Consider the following 19,305-nt stretch of genomic DNA (forward strand, 5'->3'; position numbering starts at 1 on the left):
AAGAAAATCCTTTACCAGAAGTCACAACCAAAAAGCGTGGTCGAAAGAAAAAGACCAAGGTACTAAATCTAATTGACAGACTTGTGAATTACAAGGCATCAGTCTGCTTATTTATAAAGAATCTCTGTGTTCCGTTTGATAATAACCTTGCGGAACGTGATTTGCGCATGATTAAGGTTAAAACCAAGGTCTCAGGATGTTTTCGCAGTGAGGAAGGCGCACAGGAATATCTTACAATCATGAGCTATATTGGGACTGCTCATAAGCATGGAATAAATGCTTTTACAGCAATCAGAGAAGCCCTTTTAGGGAATTCCGATATCATCTTTAACTAATGGAGTTCTGAACAGTTACAACGTTTTTATAACGGCAACATCACCAGCATGCTGTCTGCCTATATTGAAAGCGATGCGCTTTCCGAAAAAGAGATCGACACACTTCGCAGCCTGCTTTCAAAAAAAACGGTGGAAGGAGGCAAATAATTTGTCTGAATTTATCATTCGATTCTTTCTCTGCAATATCTTTCTCACCGGATTCATCGGCATACTGCTTGGCATGAAGCACTTTTTCAGACCGTATATCTCTGCCCGGGTCCAGTTTGATTTGTGGTTTTTCATGCTGGGACTGATGCCGATTCCTTTTCTGCCATTTCATCTGCCGAAGCTTCATGATGTATTTCAGCTGGCCGAGCGTTTGAGCGTCGCGGGCAAATCCGGTATTCAGGCAGTCAGCAAATTGAACTCGGCTGCGTCCTCTGTCAGCACAACGGGATGGGCAGATGATTTTGCAGTTTCTGTCACCAGGGACATGCCTGCCACCTTGATTTCTATGTTTTGTTTCATTTGGATCATCGGGGTACTGGCAATGCTCTTTCTGGTCGTGCGTTCCGGCTGGCACCTTCAACGTCTGAAGAGTTCTGCACTTCCATTGCAGAATAAGCAGGTGTACGCACTGTTTCTGGACTGTGCATCGACACTGCACATTACAGGCAGAATTTCCATTTTCAGCACTGCATTTTTGAAATCACCGATTACGGTCGGCCTGCTCCATCCCCAGATCTACATTCCCATCCATCTGATTTCCGATTATTGCGAGAAGGATATGCGGTATATTCTTTTACATGAATTACAGCACTATCGGCACAGGGACGCCATTCCCAATGCTCTGATGAATCTTGCCGGAATTTTCTACTGGTTCAATCCGGCTGTGTGGTATGCATTAAAAGAGATGCGGACAGACCGTGAGATGGCCTGTGATTGTGCGGTATTGCAATGCCTTACGGAGAAGGACTATGGCAGCTACGGCAGCACTCTGATTAATTTTGCCGAGAAAATTTCCTTATCTCCATTTCCTTTTGCGAGCGGACTTAGCGGCAATATGAAGCAGATCCAAAAACGGATTCTCAGTATTGCATCCTACCACCCGGTATCCCGCAGGCAGAAAATGCACGGCTTGACCCTGTGCATGCTGACTGCTCTTCTGTTTCTGACTTGTGCGCCACTACTGTCGACCCATGCCGCTACACAGGAATATGATAACTTTCAGGCCAGTGAAGAACATGTATCCTACATGGACCTTTCCGCTGATTTTAATGGTTATAACGGAAGTTTTGTTTTATATGACACCGCAGATGACAGCTGGCAGATTTATAATAAGAAGCTGGCATCCACTCGTGTGGCGCCGGACTCTACTTACAAGATCTACGTAGGTCTGATGGGATTGGAAAGCGGAACGATTTCACTGGACAACCCACTCCTGCGCTGGGATGGGACGAGCCAGCCTTTTGACTCCTGGAATGCAGATCAGAATTTGAGTTCTGCCATGAGTAATTCCGTCAACTGGTATTTTGAGCGGATAGAAAGTTCAATCGGCCGGTCAGAAACGAAGAACTACCTGAATCAGATACATTACGGAAACCAGGATATGTCCGCCGGAGACTCTTACTGGATGGAATCATCTTTAAAGATTTCTCCCATTGAACAGGTAGAACTGTTAAAATGCCTGAATACAAATCAGTTTTCCATGGACCAGTCTCACATCGATGCTGTGAAGAATGCAATTTGCATTTCCTCTGACTCTGAAAATTCTCTCTACGCAAAAACAGGAACCGGAAGAATCAATGGTTATGACGTCAATGGATGGTTTATCGGTTATGTCGAAGATCAAAATCATACCGTTTACTTTGCACTCAATATCCAGGGCGCTGCCAATGCTACTGGCAGCAAGGCTGCTGAAATCACCCGGTCGATCCTCTCTGAACGAAACATCTGGAAACAGTAAAAGGATAACGGGCTGTCTTTTCTATTTTACCCTGTATTGATAGTCCGGGATCTGCTCCAGCCCGCTCTCCAGGATTTTATTGCCCAGGTACTTGAATCCTCCGTCCCCGTCAAACCTCACGGTGAGCTCATGTGTCATGGCGGCATCACCGTATTCTCCCATGTCGCATACTGCATCTACCGTTAAAGTGACCGTTCCATCTTTGTTCTCCGTTATGCCGGTCACCTCCGGTGTGGCTGTCCCAAAAAATGTAGGCGAATAGTTTCCACACCCCAACCGCATCCATACATAGGTGTGATGTTCCTCGTCAAACACCGCCCATTCTCTCAGCTGCTCTGCCGTGACCGTAAGATAATTCATGATCATCCCTTCAAACTCTTCTGCGGGGATTCCATTCGGGTAATTTTGCGGTTCAAAGGTGCTCCCGTTTTTCATTGTATACAGGTATTCATACATTCCGTTATAATCTAGACTCTCCATGTTTTCTTCATTCCAGTTAGAACACAACAGATTGTTCCCCCTGTACCCCAGTGAAAGTAAGCATTTTCTGGATAATTCAATGCACTTCTCCTCCCGTGGTCTGACTCGGAGCATACAGTTTCCGTCTACCACCTCTGTCACCTCCGGTGGTTCCGGCACACACAGCTCATAACAGAACCAGCCTTTTTCTGTGTACTGCCATCCCTTCACACGTGTGCAGGACACATAGGAAATCGTCACTCCGCCTTCATCACTCCATGTGGCTCTCGATGCCAGTAAAAACATGTCGGTTCCATCATAGAGAAACTTTTTCCGCGTGATGCTGCCATCCCTGCTGATCTCATACAGAAGAATACTTCCAGACTTTCCCTGTTCGGAATCCTCTAAGAACTTTTCCATCTGCTGATAATTTTCCAATGTGGCATAATGCTCGGAGGTTATGACCGGATTTCCCGCCGCCTTGATGACTTCCTCCATCTGAAGCATTGCTGCATCCGAAATCTCTGCATTTTCAGAACTGCCCTTATCGGTTCCTTCATAGATATCTCTGATCTGCCCCATAACAGCCCGACAGTCTGCCACCGCCTCGGCCCGCGCCGCATCCTCAATCGGGAGATCGTAGCCCTTTTTGTATTCTGCTGTCTCTTTTAATTTGTCTGTCGTTTCTGAAATACTTTTTTCACTTTTTTTATCTGTCTGCTCTGGGCTCTTCCCGTCTGCACATGAACACAGCAAAGCAACACAAACAGAAGCCAGGATTCCTGCCCGCAAGCCCCTAACACTTCTTCGCAGGATCCGAACACCTTTTTCTACTATCAAAGCAGAAGCCTGCTTTTTCGAACTCATATGCCCATTCCTTTCAACACTCTCTGATCTGGCACTTTACTGTTCTCCGTAATAGTTGGCCCACTCTCTGTTCTAGCGCTTTACTGTTCTCCGTAATAGCTGGCCCACGCTTCATCCGACAGCCGCGGCGTGTACCACTCCGGTTCGATCGTCTGGTCCGAATGAATCACCGTGTTTGATACATACTGATACTGCCCGTTTTCCAGCGGACGCACAACCAGTTCACTGACAAATGCACAGTCAAGCAGCTTTCTTTCCCAAACAGCGTTTATTGTGAGCTTGATCGTTCCGTCCTCCTGTTCTTCACAGGCCGTCACTTCCGGATAAGGCTCGTATGCAAATTCTGCGTCATACATTCCCCTTGGCCGGTAACGGTACGTCTGGCTGTCTGCATGATAGACTGTGTTTTCCTGTATCTGTTCGCTGCTGATCTGAAAATAGGTCTGAAGCACCTCCTCAAATTCATTTTCCGGAATTTCAAATTCAGCACCTCTGGTATGCTCCAGGTACGAGAGATAGCTGCCCGTTTTCAGGCGATACAAAATCTCGTATAAATCATAAAAATCCAAATCAGAATAATCCTGCTCATTCCAATCGCTGATCAGCAGCTTATTGCGCGTATATCCGACCGGGTATACATATTGTTGATTCAGGTCTCTGCAGGTCTGATCGAGCGGGATCACCCGGAACCCGGTCTGTCCTATGTCACCATCAAAGCCCGGCGGATGATACTCCTCGATGAAGAAATAGCCACCTTCTGTGTATTTCCATGTATATGCCTCAAATTCATGATAATAGTTGCCGCGCGGCGAGCCATCCGCCCACTCGATCGAACTTATTATCACCTGGATCTTCCCGCCACTGGTACGCAGATCATATCGGATAAACTGCCCTTCATTTAATATGGAAAAAATTTCTACTTCTGCATCTTGTTTGTTCTGTGCCTTTTGACAAAAGTCTTCTACCTGTTCATAGTGCGTCATATCAATTTGATTCTCCCGGTCTACCGCCACGCAGCCTTCCTCGCCAAAGAATTGGATGACCTGGCGCTTAAATTCCAAAGAGCCCAATTTGTTCTCATTTGCCGCTTTCTCGTAAATGTCTTTGTACCCTTCTGCACGTTTCACTGAGTCTGCATACACACTGAGCTGCTTCTCATTCTGTGTGTTTTTTTGTGAGCTTTCGGGTGAGTTTTTCTCCTGATCAGCCGGTACCGCATCGGCATTTCCGGTGCTGCAGCCGGTACACAGAATTAAAATACTTATGATCAGTAACAAGATTCTCTGCGTTTTCATTCTATCACTTCCACTTCTCATCGAACATCGTCTCCTCTGAAAATTCTTTCCGGCAAACGGGCCGGCCCCATCCTCTTTACAAATATCCATCCAACACAGTCACATCTTTTCTGATCACATAACCGCAGCCACCAATCTCCTTTACGTTCTCCACCATGCTGATCAGCAGGATTGGATTTGGAGCATCTTTTTCTGCTGTAAACACAGAAAACCATCCGATCTCCGTTCCGGTTGTATCTTCCTTCGTCGCCTTGATCTCAGCAGTTCCCGTTTTTCCCGCCAGCACAATATCATCCCTGTGTGCTGCATATCCGGTACCGTTCGGATCATTGACCACACTCTTTACAGCCTCCATTACCATGCCGGCATTCTCTGCGGTAAATGCATCTGTGATCCACACCTCTCCTGCAGCATCTTCCTTATACTGCAAATATGGTTTTATCATATTTCCCTCATTCAAAAATGCGGTATAGATACTCGCAAGATGCAATGGATTTACCAAAATCTGTCCCTGCCCATATCCGCTGTCGGCCAACTGGATTTCTGTCTCGATCTGGTCCGTATTAGAATACTGGGATTCTGTCATCTGGGTTTCAAATGGAAGTTCCTGATCAAATCCGAGCGTATGCAACGATTTTGCCAGATTGTCTGCCCCGATTTTCAGCGCGGCCTTTGCAAAATAGATGTTGTCCGAATACATAATCGCATTTTTCATAATAACCGGTTCATACTCATGGAGCGTTGTCACCTGGTAATCTCCCCACGAAGAATCCTTCTGCCATGCCAGCCCCACATCTCCAAAATCTTCATTCGGATCCACCGTGCCTGTCTGCAGTCCAATTCCCGCAACAATGGGTTTAAATGTCGAGCCCGGACACCAGATCTGCCGAAATCGGTTGTACAATGGCTGATTTTCATCCTCATTCAGTGCGGTCCATTCTTCGTCTGGCATCCCTCTGATAAAATCGTTATTATCAAAGGAGGGTGCACTCATAAGTGCAAGCACCTCTCCGGTATATGGATTCATTGCGACAGAGCAGCTCTTATCCATCTTAAATTGTTCGTACAGAGCGCTCTGCAGATCTGCGTCAATCGTAAGCTTTATGTTCTGGCCATTTTGTACCACTTCATCTGCCAGTTCTGCCTTTCGTTCTCCCTCCGCATTCATAATATAGATACTGCATCCGTCCTGCCCTTTCAATTCCTTTTCGTACAGGCCTTCCATGCCACTCTTTCCGATTACACTATTATCGGTATAGTCCTCACCCGGATGATTTTCCAGGTCCTCCGCCGTGACATTCTGTATGTATCCAACCAGATGCGCCGCCGCTTCTCCCAGTGGATACTGCCTGATCTCTGTATCTGAAATCATAATTCCCGGAATGGCTAGCAATTTCTCCTGCCGCTCCTGTTCGGCCACGGTCTCCTTCGCAGGCTCCGGAGACATCAGGTCCAATTCATTGATCTTCGGGAGTGTTTTGATTGGGACAAACGTGTCATCCGTCACCCATTGTGCCTCCAGTTCCCTCTCGATACTTTCCGGATTCATTTCCACCAGCCCTGCAATTTCTGCTATTGCATTGTCCCTGTTCTCCAGCTTTCCTGGAATAATTCCTACCGAGGACGCGGTTCCCTTCCCTGCAAGTACCTGATCATTTCTGTCCAGAATACTCCCCCGCTCCGCTGTGATCCGTTCTACCCTGACCGTGTCTGAAGCTTCCAGCTTCGGAAAAATCAGTCCATTCTCCCAGAGAATCCGGTAACCGGCTTTTCCTTTGGAAAAATAAGCCTCGTTGTCAAAGCTGATATTGCCAGCAGCTGTATCCAGCGATGTATGATATTTCACCGCAAGCTTTTTCCTGTCATACTCTGTGATGTCAACCTTTAAATTTTTTGTCTCTATCCCCTCATAGATTGCTGAATTTCGTGCTGTAAAATCTTCCAGACTGATAGTTTCGGAACCTTCGACATCCACCAAGGAGTACATTTCTTCATATTGTTTTAAAACAATACAGTTCATATACTGACTCAGGATATCTTCTGGATTTTTCCTTGTAAAATGTGATTTCAGCAGTAGAATTGCAGCAATCAACATGCCGGTCAGACATATTGCAAGGATAAATGTCCCTGTATGCGATCCTCTTTTTTTCCCTTTTTTATTATCTGTTTTTCCCTGCCTCATCGCATCCTCCCGTTTTTTCCTTTTCAAGCTTTTTTGTTTCACATCTTTTGTCTGTCTAATTTTTTCACTCTACGCCTTTTCTTGTGCTTTGCGCTTTTATTCTTACATATGTAATATTTAACCACAAAAAAATATGTGGCTCTCACTGATTTTATACTCAAATATTACAACAGTAAGATTTATAAGTCAAGTAAAATTATTTACTCTGCACTCTCTTGCACCGCTTCCGCCTGTTCCTGCGTAACAGCATCGAATTTCACCATACAGTCCAGCACCTGTCTCACCCGCTGCACAGCCAGATCCATATTCGTATCCGGAGAATACGCCGACGGTGCATTCGGCAGACCTGCCAGCATAGCGGATTCATAGTCCGTCAGATCCGACGGTGCTTTCCCGTAATATCCCATCGCCGCATCATAGATGCCATAATAGTCACTTCCGAAGTAAATCGTGTTTACATAAATCTCAAAAATTTCAGATTTATCGTACTCCTTTTCCAAATCCAACGCCGCAAATACTTCTGCGAACTTTCTTGTCATCTCCTTTTTCTGGGAAAAGAACAGATTTTTCGCAATCTGCTGCGTAATGGTACTGCCGCCCTCCACAAAGGATCCTGCTTTTATATCACTCAGGGCGGCCCGTCCGATCGCAATCACGTCGATGCCGCAGTGGGTATCAAAGCGATGGTCTTCTACCGAAATAACCGCATCAATATAAAATTGTGGCAGTTCCTCATACTTCACATAATTTTCCTGATTTTGGATATCCGAAACCCTTTCTGAAACAGAGGTCTCTCTTACGGCACTTTGATACATTTCGTATCCCCTGACTGTAAATACAACACCCACAATCAGAACCGCGCAGATCGCCACGGCCAACAGTCTTGAAAAAACTTTTCTTATGCAGTGATAAATCGTTCTCATAATCTGTTGGCCCCTTTCTTTTTATGTCATATCATTTTAAGTACATCCATATATTTTTTGTTTTCTTTGCAGAAACTCCATTTCACTGTATTTATGCAGCGAATCATTCCGCCTTACAATATCTGTTATTCTTTTCTGTAAAAAGAATAACAGATAAACCTTCAGGCAATTCTATAAAATTTCTTAATTTTTTTTAAATTTCTGTTCTTTCATATTCATTACAAGTCCAGAGACCATCCTGCATCGACTTTACATAAAAAAGTATTTAAATATATTGAAAATAACCACCCATGCCGCATATACACAAAAGAGTCCTTTATACGACAAAATCAATGCTGCATGTTCTCTGATCACTGCCACCGGACGATAATAGTTCGCAGTCTTTCCACCGATCACCTCTCCATTCACACCCTGGCTTCTGGCCAGCATTGCGGCACGCAGCACATGAAAATTATTCGTTGCGATCACGCAGAAATAATCTTTCATCCGATCTTCCATGATTTTTTTCGAAAACATAAGGTTTTCCCGCGTTGTTGTAGACTTGTCCTCTTTCAGAATCCGCTCCTGCGGGATTCCTTTTTCCAACAGGTAGTTTTCCATCGCCTGTGCCTCTGAGATAACCTCATCATTTCCCTTTCCCCCTGAAACCAGAAAGAGGCTCTCCCTGTTTGTCTTTTCATCATACGCGATTCCCCGGTCCAACCGGCTCGCCAGAAGCGGTGTCACCTTGTCCCCCATAAGACCACAGCCAAGAATCACTATAAACTGGGGATTTCTTTTGATTGGAAGTTTTTGATATAACATCGAATACAAGAGAAACCCGATCATCATCATCGGAAGATATGACGCGAGTTCCATGCAGATGTAAAAGGCTGCCTCCAGCGGTTTTGACACTGGATTCATTCCATAATTCAAGTCCTGCAGATGAATCACATATAAAACTGCCCCTACATAAGCAGCGATTGCAACAATAATTGCCCCGCCAACCAGAAGTGACAAACTATGCGCAATCGAGAAGCCTTCTTTTGTTATGACAAGCAGACCATTTACGATCAAACCGATTGCAAGAATCAATGCCAGAACCATCCGCGGAACCACCGTCATTCCATCGAAATCCTCCCCCTGAACAAAGGCCACTGTCACACTAATACACTGCCATATCAAATTAAGTGTGAGAATCAGAAATACACAGTTGCGCATTCTTCTGCGATCACGGTAAACCGATATTCCAAAAAGAGCTGCTGTACACAGCGTCAACATATACAGCCCGATCCGCGCTGCCGGATAAATAAAAAAATTCATATTTTACTCCCTCTCCAAACATCAGCCCATCTTATATTTGCTTCCAGCAGGTGAGCTGACGATACATACATATTACATTTCCATTGAAAATCAGACACAATCACGGCATATCAATCAACTGCACATTTTCAAACTGACACCGTTCAATTTCTTTGTCTGCCGCTTTATTTAGTCCAAGTACCAGCATCCCGGTTTCCGCTCCGTCAAGTTTCTCATAGCAGTTGTCCGACACAACCAGATAGCCCTCATCAAATACCCGTCCAGTCCCGATAATCAGATCATCACCTGCCGTCACTTTCAGTTCTTTTCCTTCAATATTTATATCTGTTTTGGAATTTTTCGCATAATATACGGGGGTTTCTTTGGCCGATTCAATTTCCGAAACCGGCTCACATTGTTCCTTTTCATTTACCTGATTTACAATCTGCTTTCCACATAATTCCTTCATATCCTTTTCCCGGATGATCATCAGATTTTCATCTACAATCTTCACCTCCGTCTGATAGGAATATTCGGTGTCTTCTGCCTCAAGTTCCCTATCTGCGCTGAGCTGCTGCTCCGTCCCATACAGAATAAGTCCCTTCGCCTCTTTGTGAAACAATCCATTTGACACCACCACAAATGCACCTGCAGCAGCCAGTGTAATCGCACCCACGACTGCTATCGTAATCCATATTCCTTTTTTCATCGTTCTTATCCTCCTTAAGCATTTTATCAATATTTCTATTGTCGGTCAACAATCGCGTAGTAAACTTTTGCTGTTTTTCTATATACTCCCATGTAAATAAGGGAAAATATCAGCACTGTTCCGATTGTACAAAGAATCACTGTTCCCCATCCAATGGACAAAATACTGCATATCTGAACCATGTTTTTCAGTGCGATCAAAATATGGACCGCCGCCATACCTAACGGCAGGAAAAACACGAGAAGTACCTGGGTCTGAATAGATTCTCTTACCTCTTCGTCACTCATTCCCACCTTCTTCATAATGATGTAACGCTGTCTGTCTTCATACCCTTCCGAAATCTGTTTATAATAAATCATGAGAACCGTTGCCGCCATGAACATCACGCCCAGAAAAATCCCAAGGAATAAAAATCCACCATACGTTGCTCGGATCGACTCGGCCCCCTCCTGAGGACTCTGTTTACACACAAAATGTGCCGATTGATACGTGTACACGCCATCGTCCGTGTTCACTTCCAATTCTTTGCTGCATTCATTTTTTTCTTTCTCACTGCCGGAAAGCGAAATCTGCACATTCTGCGTTTCATAACCACTCCCCGCATTTTCCAACTGGGAATCTGACGCAGCCAGTTTCACGTCTCTCACTGAAATCCCGGTCTGCTGTGCCGCCAATTCAGCCTGATTCTTTATATATTCCATATCCTGTTCCGGGTTTGTCGTATCAACCATCGTAACAACGATGTCTGCCGGGAACATTGTGCGGATCGCATGTTCCTGACCAAAATACACCGATACTGACACCGAACACGTCACCAGAATCATGGTGCTTAAAACACAGATTCCCGCCAGTCCGGCAGCGTTTTGCTTCATACGGTGCAGCAGTCCGGACACAGCAACAAAGAAACGCGGTGTATAATACCGCTCCTTGTCTGCCTTGATTTTTTTTAAGAAAATAATACTGCCTGCGGTAAACAATGCATAGGTTCCAATGATCACAAAAACAGCTGCCACAAAGAACAAAAATAAGGATGCGATGATATTTTGAACCAACAGGGCGATTCCATATCCGATAACCAGACAGAAGATTCCAAACACGACCAGACCTTTTTTTGTCTTTGGCTCCTGTTCTCCCTGTTCTTTTGCCTGAAGCATTTCTCTTAACTTCACCCGTTTCAACTGTCTGAGGTTACGGAATAAAACAAGCACAAACAAAAAACCAAACAGCAGCAGGGTGTACCAAATTGCACTTATGGAAATGCCAAACGCCAGTGCCGCCCGCTCACCCAATATCTTTAAAAGAATCATATATAAGAGTCCGCTGAATACAATGCCAGATACAATTCCCACTGCAAAAGATATGGCATTTGCAATACATGTTTCGTAAAAGACTACTTTTTTCAAATGCTGGTATTCCATCCCAAGCACTCTGTATAATCCAAACTCCTTTTTCCTCTGCTTCATTAGAACACCATTGACATAAAACAAAAATGTCATTACGAACACACCCATAACCAGGGATCCATAAGCCAGCGTCTGCTGTACACTCTCCCCACCCGGAAGTGTGAGAATGTTCTTATTTCCCACCAGAAACAACAGGTTATAAAACAAAGCAACCATCAGCACCTGCGCCATCATATATGGGAGATAGATGGTTCTGTTTTTTGACAGATTCTGGGCTGCCAGCTTTTTGCAGAGCTCCTTCATACTACCGCTCACCTCCCGTAGCAATTGCTGTCAGGACATTGGTGATCATCTGATACATCTCTTCGCGGCTGCGTTCGCCCCTGTACAATTGATGATACACAATCCCATCTTTAATAAATAATACACGCTTCGCATGGCTCGCCGCCTCTGTGCTATGGGTTACCATAAGAATCGTCTGTCCGCCCCGGTTGATCTCGCTAAACACATCCAATAGCTGCATTGCCGCATGGGAGTCCAGGGCCCCGGTAGGCTCATCTGCCAGAATCAGTTTGGGATTCATAATCAGAGCGCGTGCAACTGCTGTCCGCTGCTTTTGTCCGCCGGATATCTCATAGGGATACTTTTCCAGCAGTTCACTGATGTGTAGTCTTCCCGCTATCGGTTTTAACCGAGCCATCATCTCATTCTGCGGATACCCGGATAAAACCAGTGGAAGAAGGATGTTATCTTTGACTGACAGCGTGTCCAGGAGATTAAATTCCTGAAATACAAATCCCAACTGTTCTCTTCGGAATTTTGCCGCCTTCTTCTCAGATATCCGGCCAAGATCCTTTCCCTCAAGAACTATTTTCCCTTTGGTCGGCTGATCCAGAGTAGCCAGAATATTCAAAAGAGTTGTTTTTCCCGAACCGGATTCCCCCATGATTGCCACATACTCTCCGCTCTCAACCGTAAAGGTAATGTCCCGCAGCGCCTGTACATTGTTCCCACCAAATCTTGTTGTATATATTTTCTTCACTTGATCCACTTTTAATATTTCCATGTCTTTGCTCTCCTCTGAACATCAGCCCATCTTATATTTGCTTGCAGCAAATGGTTCCTGATAACATGTATTATAACAGATAAAAAAATGTAATGCCTTTCTCTGACATTACATTTTCATCTTCCATATTACAAAATTGTAATATTATCCAGTCTGATTGAAACACTTGTCCCACTTCCCTGCACAGAATCAATCCGAAGTTCATGAGAAAGTTCTGTCACAATTCTGTTGCAAAGATATAGCCCCAGCCCGGTGGAGGTTCGCTCATTTCTTCCGTTTTCTCCTGTGAATCCACGCTCAAACACGCGGGATATATCCTCCGGTGCAATTCCAATTCCGGTGTCCTGAATGGTCAGAAGTTTCTGTTCGCAGTCACACCGAATACTGACACTTCCCGCCTGTGTATATTTCAATGCATTGGACAATATCTGTTCAATGACGAATTGCAGCCATTTCTCATCCGTCAAAATCTGACAGTGAAAATCCGGAAAATCCAGTCGAATCTTTTTTCGGATAAACATTCTGGCATATTTATGAACCGCCTTTCTCACAATGTCCTCCAGTTCGCAGGAATGAATGGCCAGATCACCATGCAGGCTTCCAAGTCTCTGATAACAGAGCATCATCTCTACATATCCCTCGACCTCGAACAGTTTTCCTTTCAGCTCTTCCCTGCATTCACACTCCTCTGTCTGAAGAATCAGACGCATAGCCGCTATCGGCACCTTGATCTGATGCGCCCAGAGCGTTTCATAATCCGAAGCCTCTTTTTCTTTTTCAATCTGTTCTTCCGTTAAAATGCGCTTTTTCTCCAACAGTCCCAGCACCAGTTTCTGATAGTCCGCTTCACATACAGTCGTATCCTTTGGAAGCCTTTCTCCCAGTGTATCTGTCTCCGGACACCCCGTCATGTTTTCAAGATATTCATGGTACTTTCGAAATTGGGAAAATCGATAAAAAAACAGACCGCTCTGACAGATCAGATACAGACAGGCCAGATAGGCAGGTACCGTCAGCGGCAGCTGGCACAGCCAGAACATCAGCAGAAACACAATGACCGCACCGGCTACAGCCCCCAGCCAGTATTTCTCCTCTTTTATGTACGCCTTCCATAAAGGCTGATCCGAATCCTCATTCTTTTTCATTTGTATCTACCTGATATCCTATTCCGCGCTTTGTGATAATGTAATCTTTCAGGCCCATTCCTTCAAGCTTCTTTCGCAGCCTTGCAATACTTACCGTAAGCGCATTGTCATCCACATACGAATCCGTACTCCACAATGCCTCCATAATATCTTCTCTGGAGACAATCCGACCCGCATGCTCCATTAATTTTTGCAGAATCCGATATTCATTTTTTGTCAATTCCACCGCATTTTCTCCATAATGGACACTGGCCTTATTCTGATCCAAAACAACGCCTCCCGATTTTAACAGCATGTCCGTTCCATGAAGCTCATAGGTCCTGCGAAGCATGGCCTCCACTTTTGCTGTCAGTACCTGTACATCAAATGGTTTACCTATGAAGTCGTCTCCCCCCATATTGATTGCCATTACGATATTCATATTATCCGACATAGAGGACAGAAAAATAACAGGGACTTGCGATATCTTCCGTATTTCTCTGCACCAGTAATATCCGTCAAAGCTTGGCAGTCCAATGTCCATAAGTACCAGATCCGGTGAAAATCCCACAAATTCTCCTATGATATCATGAAAATCCGATGCCGCTTTGCACTCATATTCCCATGATTCCAGATATTTTTTTATCCCGGCAGAAATCACGCTGTCATCTTCAACAATCAATATTTTATACATACGATATCTCCTTTTCATTTTCTGTCTCGAGTGATATTGTGAATTATAGTAATGTAATTCTTTTTGTCAAGTACTGTAATTTACAGTGTCCTATTTTACATTCTTCAGATGAAAAGAGTTAAAAATGATTAAGCCACTTCTGTGCCTCAGACTGTACCCATGTATTTCAATCTTTCTCACACCTTATCGTTATCTGAGTAATATATTCGTCCATCGCAGAAATTGCCATTTCGTTGATTCCCTCTTCGTATGCATAACCAGTCAGTCTCATCTTTTTTGATTCTGTGAAGGACAGTATTCTCTCATAACAGTCCGGGAGCAGATTCCAGTCTCCCTTACAAAAAGCTCGAAGATAATTGCCTTTCGGCTTTTTAAACATGGTCTTATGCCCATGCGATTTCGAAATCTGAGTAAAAAAGTAGGCATAATCCTCATATTTTTTGTTTTGTAGTGCCTCCACAGATATCATACTCCCGTAACTTCTGTTAAAGATCCGGTTGGTACAGTTCTCGGTGTGTGCAAAAAGCTTTTTAAAATCCTCATCGTTCCACTCCCCGGTAATGGTGTCACTCAACAGCAGATATTCTTCCTCGCATTGTATGATTTCTATTTTATCAAAACTGGCAGCTTCGCTTAAGTCTAATTGATTTTCCTTGAATTGCAGCAGCTTGTCGAGTTCTCTCAGCTTATGGATCTGACTTTTGATTTCTGCTTTCTTCGCCTGTATGATTGACCGGAACAATTCTGTATTTGGATTTTTGAAATATTCCATAATTTCCTCAATACTCATGCCCAGCTCCCGAAACGCCAAAATCATTTCAAACTCTGAGCTCTGCAAATACGTGTAGTAGCGATACCCATTATCCCCCATAACTTTCGGTTTGAACAACCCGATTTCATCATAGTAGTGCAGCGTCCTTTTATTGACCTTGTGGAATTTTGCAAATTCTCCTGTTGTAAACAAGCTTCTCTCCATTTTTCTCTCCATTTTGCGCCCCGCTTTTACGGCAGAAATACAATATATTTTTTCAACCATACACTTACTGTATAGTCTATCATTTGTTCTGTAGGAGTGCAAGCCCGAAAGCCTCAGCGCAGCCCGCTATGCCTGCGTTTTTGACTGTCACTCTCGAAAATCTATCCTATGCTTTCTGGGTAGTTATTTAGTTTAAAATGTCCCTGACTTCCGTTTTTTCATACAGGAAAAAATTTATTTTTCGTTCATGCCCATCAAATTTCTTCTCCCTCTCGACAACTCTGACCATTCCCTGGTGTTCATAGAACCCCCAGTTACATGCCGTATCGGTGTATAAATAAAAATTACGCATCTGGCATTCTGCAAAGTAGTCCATAGCCCTTTGATACAACTGACCGCCTATCCCAGTTCCATGCACCGCTTTGTCTACTGCGAAAAACTCTAAAGCACCGTCATATGTTTTTCCTGACAGTTGAAGCAGTTCCTCATCAATCTGATCAAAGCCCTGGAACATTTTCATAACGCCCCTGCCCTCTCCTGATAACGCCATTTCCAGCACCGCGCTGATCCGGCGCGGCAGATATTTTGCCGTATGTTTTTTCTCACGGAAACAGTTTCCCATAATCACTCCGACAGCTTTCCCATCCTGCACCGCTACACAGTTATAGGTCTGGTTTATCAGGCAGCTTGCGAGGTAGAGTTTCGCCATCTTTTTTGCTGTCTCCGGCGAACAAAAATCCTCGTATTTCCAGACATCGCTGATAATATGTTCCAGTTCCGTGTAATCTTCTTTTTGAATCGTTCTAAATTCTAATGTGTTTTTCATTTGTTCTCCTCTTTTCATCTTTGCGATACTTCCATATCGTTCTTGTCTGCTGTCAGAATTGATGATAAACTATACCGTTACTGTAATGTCAAGAGTTTCTTTGTACGTGCAAAAAAGAAAGAGCGTCTGATGGAACTGCCGTTACAAAAGACGGTTTGTATGTTGTCCCAATGGACTACGAAGCGCACCAACTGATAGAGCCATGTGAAAAATAACTTTCACATGGCTCTATCCGCAAAATCATCTGTCCGTGGGACATCTTTTGTAAGGTTATATAATTGATTTTAATCTCCAGATTTCAGAAGCATACTCTTCTATCGTGCGGTCTGAACTGAATTTACCTGCATGACACACATTCAAAAATGCTTTCCTGTTCCATTCCTCCGGATTCATATAGAGCTCTTCCGCCTGTTTCTGCGCATCCATATAAGAATCATAATCTGCCAGTACAAAGTAACGGTCTGCGATGTTTGAATGTTGTCCATAAAGCAGTGCCTGATGGAGTCCCTGGAAAAGATTCTTGTCCTCTCCCTCTTTGATGAAAGTTCCGTCAACCAGTGAGTCTAAAGCTTTTTTCAGCTTTGGATTCTCGTTATAAATCTCAATTGCCTTGTACTGACCATTATGCTCATACTCAATGACCTGATCAGAAGAAAGACCAAATACAAATGCATTTTCCCTTCCGACTTCTTCTACAATCTCCACATTTGCTCCATCCATAGTGCCTATGGTGATTGCACCATTGAGCATAAATTTCATATTTCCTGTTCCAGAAGCTTCTTTCGATGCGGTAGAAATCTGTTCACTTAAATCAGCCGCTGCAAAGATTAGTTCTGCATTTGATACCTTATAATCTTCAATAAACACCACTTTTAACTGATTTTTAATGGATTTATCGTTATTGACGGTATCCGCCACATTATTGATCAGTTTAATGATCAGCTTCGCCCTCTCGTATCCAGGTGCTGATTTTGCCCCAAACAATACAGTCCTGGGACAATATTTCTTGCCCGGATTCTCCTTCATTTCCTGATAAAGAGTAATAACATACAGAATGTTCAGCATCTGACGTTTGTACTCATGAAGACGTTTCACCTGACAGTCGATCATGGAATTTACATTGATCTCAATTCCATTATGTTCCTGTATATAGGCTGCAAGCCGTTTCTTATTGTTCGCCTTTATTTCCGCAAACTCTTTCATTTTCTTTTTGTCGTCCGCAAGTGCTGTCAGCTTTTCTAATTCTGGAAGATTGGTGATAAATCCTGCACCAATCTGTTTTGTAATCCAGTCTGACAGTTCTGGATTCCCGTGAACAAGAAACCGTCTCTGCGTGATACCGTTTGTCTTGTTATTAAATTTTTCCGGCGTAAGTTTGTAAAAGTCACTTAATTCCTGATTTTTTAATATTTCTGTATGCAGTCTTGCAACTCCGTTCACAGAAAAACTACCTGCGATTGCCAGTCTTGCCATATGAACCTGGCCGTCATAGAGAATGGACATTCTGCTTAATATATCCTGGTCATCTCCAAAAAATGCTTTGATTTCCTCAGTGAAACGACGATGAATTTCCTCCACAATCTGATATACTCTTGGAAGAAGAGATGAAAACAAAGCAATCGGCCACTTTTCCAGAGCTTCTGCCATAATCGTGTGATTGGTATAAGCGCAGCACTTTGTTGTGATTTTCCATGCCTGTTCCCACTCTACGCCATATTCGTCCATTAGAATCCTCATCAGTTCAGCCACCGCTACGGTTGGATGTGTATCATTAAGCTGAAAGCAGACCTTATCAGCTAACCCGCAAATATTGTCGTGACGCTGCATGTATTTCTTGACTGCCGTCTGCAAACTGGCTGATACGAAAAAGTACTGCTGCTTCAAACGAAGCTGCTTTCCGGTCTCATGATTATCATTTGGATAAAGCACTTCAACAATACTTCTTGCATTGTTTTTATTCTCTCTGGCCTTTGCGTAATTTCCACGATCAAATGAATCCAGATCAAAGCTGTGCATCGGTCTTGCGTCCCAGACTCTTAAGGTATTCACCACTCCATTTTGGTAGCCTACAATCGGCATATCAAACGGTACTGCCTGTATACTTTCATAATCTCTGTGCACAAAATACATTTTTCCATTTTCATTGTATTCGGCATCCACATGTCCGCCAAATTTTATTTCTACTGCATATTCCGGGCGTTCGATTTCAAATGGATTTCCATTTTTCAGCCATTCATCCGGCATCTCTTTTTGATATCCATTTTCGATTTCCTGACGGAACATTCCGTAGCGATACCGGATTCCACATCCATAAGCCGGATATCCCAGGGTTGCCAGCGAGTCCATAAAACATGCCGCCAGTCGTCCCAGACCGCCATTCCCCAGGGCAGCGTCCGGTTCTTCCTCCTCAATATGATAAAGGTCTCCCGCATCTAACTCCTCAATCACTTCGGCTACTTCTTTATAAGCACCAAAATTGATGAGATTGTTCCCCAATGCTCTTCCCATCAAAAATTCCATGGATAAATAATAGACCATCTTACTATCCAGCGTTTCATATTTTTTATGAGTATCGATCCATTCATCTATAATCATTTCTTTCAGCGCATAACAGATACCCTGATAGACTTCCTGCTTTGATGCATCCTCAATATTCTTTCTAAAGCGATACTTTATCTGTTTTTTTATTTCCTCTTTTAGAGTTTCCTTATCCATTGTTTCCATTTTCGTGACATCCTCCCTATAGTAATTGAGACTTTTATTAAAATGTTTCCTCATTTACCATAAAGAAGATTTGTAAATATCTCTATCAGATACAGGTAAAATTTTGATAAAGTTTTTTGTTTATTTCCCCGGTGCTCTTTAAACACCTTACATTTCATTAAATAATTGTAACTGTTCAGAACCCCCTTGGGGAACTAATTAATTTTTGTACAAAACAGAGAATTTTTAAAACCTGTTTTGCGATATTATTTCGGTAATTGGTGGATAACCAATTGTTTGTGATTGAATAATTTAATTCATTGTGGATTACTCTTTCAATCTTTCAAATAACTCTGATTCAAAGCCAAATTCTATGGCTTTTGAATATATTTAACAACAACTGAACATTGAAAAACATTACTTATCCACAGTCATTTTCACCATAGGTGAATCTATGTGAATTCGCTTTTTTCCTGAGTTTTTAGTACAATGGAGACATAAAACACAAGGAAGAAGG

Annotated in this window: 15 protein-coding genes and 1 pseudogene; 3 read left to right on the plus strand and 13 right to left on the minus strand. The window is 43.4% G+C overall.

The annotated features are described in order from the left end of the window. From BUB85_RS17330 to BUB85_RS17335, 3 genes and pseudogenes are all read left to right on the plus strand, one after another. On the plus strand, nt 1-335 hold a 335-nt coding region (locus BUB85_RS17330), incomplete at its 5' end, for an IS66 family transposase (RefSeq protein ID WP_143160773.1). A 3-nt stretch (nt 336-338) separates the two neighbouring features. Further along, a pseudogene (locus tag BUB85_RS22125) lies at nt 339-482 on the plus strand (BlaI/MecI/CopY family transcriptional regulator); the annotation flags it as partial. Between the two features lies 1 nt (nt 483). Then, nucleotides 484-2,280 carry a BlaR1 family beta-lactam sensor/signal transducer gene (locus tag BUB85_RS17335; RefSeq protein WP_073112813.1) on the plus strand — a complete coding sequence of 599 codons (1,797 nt, stop codon included), beginning with the start codon at nt 484-486 and terminating at the stop codon, nt 2,278-2,280. Between the two features lie 21 nt (nt 2,281-2,301). Here BUB85_RS17335 and BUB85_RS17340 read toward each other — a convergent pair whose 3' ends face one another. The 13 genes from BUB85_RS17340 to BUB85_RS17400 form a co-directional block, all read right to left on the minus strand. Beyond that, nucleotides 2,302-3,606 carry a DUF6070 family protein gene (locus BUB85_RS17340; protein ID WP_242945476.1) on the minus strand — a complete coding sequence of 435 codons (1,305 nt, stop codon included), beginning with the start codon at nt 3,604-3,606 and terminating at the stop codon, nt 2,302-2,304. Between the two features lie 80 nt (nt 3,607-3,686). Further along, on the minus strand, nt 3,687-4,922 hold the full coding sequence (locus BUB85_RS17345) for a DUF6070 family protein (protein WP_242945477.1): 1,236 nt from the start codon (nt 4,920-4,922) through the stop codon (nt 3,687-3,689). Between the two features lie 55 nt (nt 4,923-4,977). Next, nucleotides 4,978-7,083, minus strand: coding sequence for a penicillin-binding transpeptidase domain-containing protein (locus BUB85_RS17350; RefSeq protein ID WP_084534102.1), 2,106 nt, complete (start codon nt 7,081-7,083; stop codon nt 4,978-4,980). A gap of 200 nt (nt 7,084-7,283) precedes the next feature. Beyond that, nucleotides 7,284-8,006: a transglycosylase domain-containing protein gene (locus tag BUB85_RS17355; protein WP_073112814.1), complete on the minus strand. Its 723-nt coding sequence runs from the start codon at nt 8,004-8,006 to the stop codon at nt 7,284-7,286. Nucleotides 8,007-8,255: 249 nt separating this feature from the next. Further along, a complete protein-coding gene (locus BUB85_RS17360) occupies nt 8,256-9,308 on the minus strand; it encodes a YdcF family protein (protein ID WP_084534103.1) in 1,053 nt (350 codons plus the stop codon). Between the two features lie 100 nt (nt 9,309-9,408). Then, nucleotides 9,409-9,996 (minus strand): lipoprotein BA_5634 family protein, encoded by a 588-nt coding sequence (locus BUB85_RS17365; protein WP_073112815.1) that lies wholly within the window; start codon nt 9,994-9,996, stop codon nt 9,409-9,411. A 35-nt stretch (nt 9,997-10,031) separates the two neighbouring features. After that, nucleotides 10,032-11,702, minus strand: coding sequence for an FtsX-like permease family protein (locus tag BUB85_RS17370; RefSeq protein ID WP_073112816.1), 1,671 nt, complete (start codon nt 11,700-11,702; stop codon nt 10,032-10,034). A gap of 1 nt (nt 11,703) precedes the next feature. Continuing rightward, nucleotides 11,704-12,465, minus strand: coding sequence for an ABC transporter ATP-binding protein (locus tag BUB85_RS17375; RefSeq protein ID WP_073112817.1), 762 nt, complete (start codon nt 12,463-12,465; stop codon nt 11,704-11,706). Nucleotides 12,466-12,593: 128 nt separating this feature from the next. After that, nucleotides 12,594-13,610: a sensor histidine kinase gene (locus BUB85_RS17380; protein ID WP_073112818.1), complete on the minus strand. Its 1,017-nt coding sequence runs from the start codon at nt 13,608-13,610 to the stop codon at nt 12,594-12,596. Then, a complete protein-coding gene (locus BUB85_RS17385) occupies nt 13,597-14,283 on the minus strand; it encodes a response regulator transcription factor (RefSeq protein ID WP_073112819.1) in 687 nt (228 codons plus the stop codon). Before BUB85_RS17385 ends, BUB85_RS17380 begins: the two co-directional genes overlap by 14 nt. A gap of 166 nt (nt 14,284-14,449) precedes the next feature. Continuing rightward, nucleotides 14,450-15,259, minus strand: coding sequence for a MerR family transcriptional regulator (locus BUB85_RS17390; protein WP_159434674.1), 810 nt, complete (start codon nt 15,257-15,259; stop codon nt 14,450-14,452). A 187-nt stretch (nt 15,260-15,446) separates the two neighbouring features. After that, nucleotides 15,447-16,085, minus strand: coding sequence for a GNAT family N-acetyltransferase (locus BUB85_RS17395; protein WP_073112821.1), 639 nt, complete (start codon nt 16,083-16,085; stop codon nt 15,447-15,449). A 270-nt stretch (nt 16,086-16,355) separates the two neighbouring features. After that, nucleotides 16,356-18,809: a glycogen/starch/alpha-glucan phosphorylase gene (locus BUB85_RS17400; protein WP_073112822.1), complete on the minus strand. Its 2,454-nt coding sequence runs from the start codon at nt 18,807-18,809 to the stop codon at nt 16,356-16,358. Nucleotides 18,810-19,305: the final 496 nt, after the last annotated feature.

Source organism: Hespellia stercorisuis DSM 15480, assembly GCF_900142165.1.
GTDB classification, from domain to species: domain Bacteria; phylum Bacillota; class Clostridia; order Lachnospirales; family Lachnospiraceae; genus Hespellia; species Hespellia stercorisuis.